Here is a 2,290-nt window from a genome sequence, read left to right on the forward strand (position 1 = left end):
CCGCGCGGCGTCGTCCCCCGCCGACCGGGCCCCCTCGAGGGCGGTGACCCGCTCGTCGGCGGCGGTGCGGGCGTTGACCTCCCCGGAGAACACCACCGCCGCGGCCGGTGCGCCGCCGATCACCGAGGCGAACGACCCGTCGACGGCGAGCACCGTCATGTTCGGGTTCAACGCCTTGGAGAACACCACGAACGCGCCGCCGTGGTAGCGGGACACGACGCAGAACACGATCGGACCGGAGAAGTTGACGATCGCCCGCCCGATCTCGGCGCCGTACTCGAGCTGCAGTTCGCGCATCGACTCCGGCGAGCCGTCGAACCCGGAGAGGTTCGCCAGCACCACCAGCGGCCGGTTCCCGCTGGCGGCGTTGATGGCCCGCGCGACCTTCTTCGACGAGCGGGGGAACAGCGTGCCCGCGGTGTAGGTGTCCGGGCCGTCCGTCGGCGGGAACCCGCGCCGCGGCACCGAACGCGACTCGACACCGACGAGGCAGACCGGCCACCCGCCCAGGTGGACGTCCTGCACGACCGCGGTGTCCGCCTCGGCCATCCCGGCCCAGCGTTCCAGCACCGGATGGTCGGCATCGGACACCGCGCGCATCACGGTCCGGATGTCGAACGCCTTCTTGCGGTCGGGGTTCGTCTCCGGGGAGAAGATCTCCCCGACCGTGGTGAAGTCGCTGCCCTCCGCGCTGTGCGGGTGGTCGGACACGTCCCGGTCGCGCGGGTCCGCCGTGTCCGCCCGGCGGGGTGTGCCCTCCCCCGGCGCGACGTAGCTGTGGTCGTAGTGGGCCATCAGGACCTCGCGGGCCCCCGCCAGGTCCGGGGCCCAGTACTGCGCCTGGCCGTTCGGGCCCATCACCCGGTCGTAGCCGCCGATGCCGTGGTTGTCCTCGGCCGAGACACCACCGGAGAAGTCGAGCGACTGCTTGCCGGTGAGCACCATCGCCGAGTCGGGGGTCATCACGAGGATGCCCTTCGTGTGCATCAGCATGGTCGCCTCGGCGTTCCAGTACGGCTGGGCGCCCACGTTGATGCCGGCGACCACGACGTTGATCTCGCCACCGTCCTGGGTGAAGTGCACGATGCGGCGCAGCGCCGCGGCCACCCAGTCCATGTTCTCCGTGCCGGAGTCCATCGCGATCCGCGCACCGGCGGACAGCGCGAACCACTCCACCGGGACCCGGAGCCGCTCGGCCAGGTCGAGCGCACCGATCACCCGGGCACACTCCGGCTCGGACAGCGCGCCGAGCGCCTTCGTCGGGTCACCCAGCAGCACCACCCGCGCCACGCCCTCGGGGAACCGCGCCGTCGGGGTGGTGACCACCCCGGTCACGATGCCCGCGGTGTTGCCTCCCCGGGGCCGGTCGACCGGCACGAGCGCGCCGTCGTCGGCCAGGTCGTACTCGACGAACGAGCCGTCGTCCCCCGCGAGCAGGTCGGTCAGTTCGTACGGGTGGACCGTGCCGCGCCGGCGGGCGCGCAGGACCTGCTGTCCGTAGTCGTCCAGCGGCTCGACCGGCTCGGTGGCGGGCGCGCCCCGCCACATCCGCACCCCGCCGTCGGTCCAGCGGAGGTGGACGGCGACGTCGTGGGAGGAGCCGGTGTCCGGGTCGCGCTGGCGTCCGACGAACTCGATCTCCTCGAGCCCCGCGTCGGCGGTGGTGGGCAGCACCCGGCGGGACATCGCCCGCAGTTCGTCCAGCGTCAGTTCGCTGTCCGGCCAGACGTAGATCAACACCCGGTTGGTGTCGAACCGGCGTCGCTCGGGCCTGCGGGCCTGCTCCTTGCGGATGGCGTCCAGGCAGCCCGCCAGCGCCCCCTCGACCGCGGGCAGCGCGGCGAGCCTGCCCTCCCGGTCGCGCAGCGGGGTGAGGTCGCGCACCTGCGCCATCGCCACCAGCCGCTCGTCGGCCGGGTTCCGCGTGGCCACACAGCGGAACAGGTACACGTCCTCGTCGGCCGACGGCAGCCGGGTGAGGTCGAACCGGCTCAGCCGGTGCAGCTGCAGGCGCTGGGCCACCAGCGGGTGCAGCCCGCGGATCAGCCGGTCCTCGGCGAGTCCGGACGGCGACGGGCGGAAGGTGAAGTGGTGGTGCATCGCCGCGCCGCTGCGACCCGCGACCGTGGTGGTGATCCGGCGGAGGCGGCCGGGCAGGGCGACCTCGGAGAGCGCGGCGACCAGTTTCGCGGCCGTGGGGTCCTCGTCGTCCGGCCGGTCCGGCGAGTTCAGGTACAGGTCGACGACGAGGTCGGGGCCGGTGTCGCGCCCGTGCGGGGCCCGCCCGGCG

Annotated in this window: 1 protein-coding gene; it reads right to left on the minus strand. The window is 73.5% G+C overall.

Annotated elements, in window-relative coordinates; genetic code table 11:
- Positions 1-2,290, minus strand: a 2,290-nt coding sequence (locus tag SACPADRAFT_RS26370; protein WP_007027328.1) for a carboxyl transferase domain-containing protein, incomplete at both ends; no start/stop codon positions are given.

The organism is Saccharomonospora iraqiensis subsp. paurometabolica YIM 90007 (assembly GCF_000231035.2).
Classification (GTDB): domain Bacteria; phylum Actinomycetota; class Actinomycetes; order Mycobacteriales; family Pseudonocardiaceae; genus Saccharomonospora; species Saccharomonospora paurometabolica.